Origin of the sequence: Actinomadura montaniterrae, from assembly GCF_008923365.1 — a bacterium.
Lineage (GTDB): Bacteria > Actinomycetota > Actinomycetes > Streptosporangiales > Streptosporangiaceae > Spirillospora > Spirillospora montaniterrae.
The window spans coordinates 1-2,814 of the sequence record NZ_WBMR01000429.1 but is presented as its reverse complement, the minus strand read 5'-3'; the positions used below and the strand labels follow the sequence as shown (position 1 = coordinate 2,814).

The following is a 2,814-nucleotide window of genomic DNA, read 5'->3' as shown; positions in this document are numbered from 1 at the left end:
CCGCCGCCCCCGCCGCCCCTGCCGCACCCGCCGCGCCCGCCCCGGACGCCGGCGGGAGCGCGCCCGCCATCGCCAGCGCCCGGTGCCGGGGTCTTCGCCGGGCGGAGTCGATCTCCGCGACCACGGTGGGGCCCAGCAGCGCCCGCGGGACCGAGTCGGTCAGCAGCGTCGGCGAGCCGCGGCCGTCGTAGGCGGCGAGGGCCGCCCGGACCGCCTCCTTGCCGAGCCACACCGCCGAACCCTCGTCCCCCACCAGCCAGCCGTAGCCGTCGGCGCGCTGCACGATCGCGCCGTCGCTGATGACCGCGGCGCCGGCGCCCGTGCCGGAGAACACCACGATGCCCTTGGGCTCGCTGGTCCCGGCGGCGAACGCCACGGCGATGTCGGTCACCACGGCGGGCGAGCCGCGCAGGCCGACGGCCTGCCAGGCCCGGCGCGCCGCGGTCACGGCGGCGGGGCGGCCGGCCGAGCCGGCTCCGGCGATCCCGAACACGCCGGTGAGGATGTGGGTACGGTCGAGGTCTCCGAGGGCCTCCCGCAGGGCGGTGGTGAGCGCCCCTGCGGTGTCGCCCCCGGAGTTGGGGTTGGCCCCGGGGCCGGTGCCGGAACCGGCCAGGGCGCCCCCGAGCGTCAGCACGACACAGCGGGTCTTCGTGCCACCCGCGTCTATGCCGACCACGTAAGGACCGGCCAAATGGGTCAACACAGGCCGACCGTAGCCTTTTCTACCGTTGACGTGACATCCTGGCAGTAAGAAACTTTCTTCCATGAGGAAACCCATCGGCCCCGAGCCGGGGAGCACGGGGGAGCCCGGAGCGGCACGGGACGAGCCGGCGCGCAAGGACGCGACGCCGCTCAGCACCGTGGTGCGGGTGCGCTCGCTGCTGCCCTCGCTGCCCCCCGCCGAGCGACGAGTCGCTCAACGCGTCATCGACGACCCCGAAGGGGTCGCCAACTCCACCATCACCGAACTCGCCCAGACCTGTGGCACCTCCGAGACCACCGTCATCAGGTTCTGCCGCGCGATCGGGTTCCATGGTTATCCAGAGCTCCGACTGACCCTCGCCACCGAGGCGGGACGGGCCCAGAGCGCCAGCGGCGGACGGGTCATCGGCAGCGACATCAGCCCCGACGACTCGCTCGAACAGATCGTGGAGAAGGTGACCTTCGCCGATGCCCGCGCCGTCGAGGAGACCGCCGCCCAGCTCGACATCAAGATGCTCGAACAGGTCGTCGACGCCGTCGTCGCCGCCGACCGCGTCGACGTCTACGGGGTCGGCGCCAGCGCCTTCGTCGCCATGGACTTCCAGCAGAAACTGCACCGCATCGGACGGTTCTGCTCGGCCTGGGCCGACGCGCACATCATGCTCACCAGCGCCGCCGTCCTCGGCCCCACCAGCGTGGCCATCGGCATCTCGCACACCGGCGCGACCGTCGAGACCATCGACGCCCTGGAGGTCGCCAAGAGCAACGGCGCCACGACCGTGGCACTGACCAACTTCCCCAAATCCCCCATAGCGGAGGTGGCCGACCTGATCCTCACGACCGCGGCGCGGGAGACGACCTTCCGCTCCGGCGCCACCGCCAGCCGGCTGGCGCAGCTCACGGTGGTCGACTGCGTCTTCGTCGGAGTGGCGCAGCGCACCTACGGGTCTACCCGCAAGGCCCTGGAAGCCACGTTCGAGGCGGTCCGCGGCCGGACCGTGCGACCCGACCGGAGGCGTCGGTGATCGATTGCGAGCTCCCCACCGAGGGCCGGAACCCCCGCACCCTCGACGTCGACACGCTGCCGACCCTGGAGGTGCTGCACCTGATCAACACGGAGGACGCCACCGTCCCGATGGTGGTGGCGAGCGTCCTGCCCGAGGTCGCCCGGCTGGTCGACCTCGCCGTCGACTCGCTGCGCGCGGGCGGCCGCGTACACTACTTCGGCGCCGGCACGTCCGGCCGGCTCGCGGTCATCGACGCCGCCGAGCTGCCCCCGACGTTCGGCATCTGGGGACGCGTCGTCGCGCACCACGCCGGCGGCCCCGGCGCGCTGTCCCAGGCGATCTCCGACGTCGAGGACGACATGGAGCTCGGCATGCGGGACGCCCGCGAGGTGTGCCCCGGCGACATCGCCATCGGCATCGCCGCCAGCGGCCGCACCCCCTACGTGATCGGCGCGCTGCGCGCCGCCACCGCGGGCGGCGCGCGCACGGCGCTGATCAGCTGCAACCCGCACACCCCCTACGGGGAGGAAGTGGAGGTGCACATCGGCCTCGCCACCGGACCCGAGGTCATCAGCGGATCCACCCGGATGAAGGCGGGCACCGCGACCAAGCTCGTGCTCAACTCCTTCTCCACCACCCTGATGATCAGGATGGGCCGCACCTACTCCAACCTGATGGTCAGCGTGAACGCGCTGAACTCCAAGCTGCGCGCCCGGCTGGTCCGCATCCTCACCGAGGCCACCGGCATGGACGCGCGGACCTGCGAGAACGCGCTCACCGAAGCGGGCGGCAACACCCGCGTCGCGCTGGTCTCGCTGCTCGGCGAGGTCCCCGCCGCGCGCGCCACGGTGGTCCTGGAGGAGACCGACGGCGGCGTCCGGGAGGCCCTGCAACGCCTCAGATCCGCATAGAAGTGTCTAATGCAACCCCGGCCCAAGGGCCTCGCCTAGCGGCTCGGCCCTTGACCGTGCTCGCGCGACCTCGCTTCGCGAGCTTCCCGATGGGGTTCGCCTCCGGCTTCACCCCACCGGTCGGATAACGCGCTCGCGCGACGGCTGAGGCGGGTTCCGCCCGTTTCCGAGCCCGGCGGCGGCCCCCCCCG

3 protein-coding genes are annotated in these 2,814 nt (G+C 72.8%); 2 read left to right on the top strand and 1 reads right to left on the bottom strand.

Translation table 11 applies throughout. From position 1 onward, the window contains the following. A partial coding sequence (locus F9B16_RS49965) for a BadF/BadG/BcrA/BcrD ATPase family protein (RefSeq protein WP_318839309.1) occupies positions 1-637 on the bottom strand: 637 nt, incomplete at its 3' end. A 130-nt stretch (positions 638-767) separates the two neighbouring features. Between F9B16_RS49965 and F9B16_RS49960 the strand changes: the two genes are divergently transcribed. Beyond that, positions 768-1,730, top strand: a complete 963-nt coding sequence (locus tag F9B16_RS49960) for a MurR/RpiR family transcriptional regulator (RefSeq protein ID WP_225992680.1) — start codon at positions 768-770, stop codon at positions 1,728-1,730. Continuing rightward, complete coding sequence (locus F9B16_RS49955; RefSeq protein WP_151547276.1) at positions 1,727-2,623, top strand: N-acetylmuramic acid 6-phosphate etherase; 897 nt, start codon at positions 1,727-1,729, stop codon at positions 2,621-2,623. Before F9B16_RS49960 ends, F9B16_RS49955 begins: the two co-directional genes overlap by 4 nt. Positions 2,624-2,814: the final 191 nt, after the last annotated feature.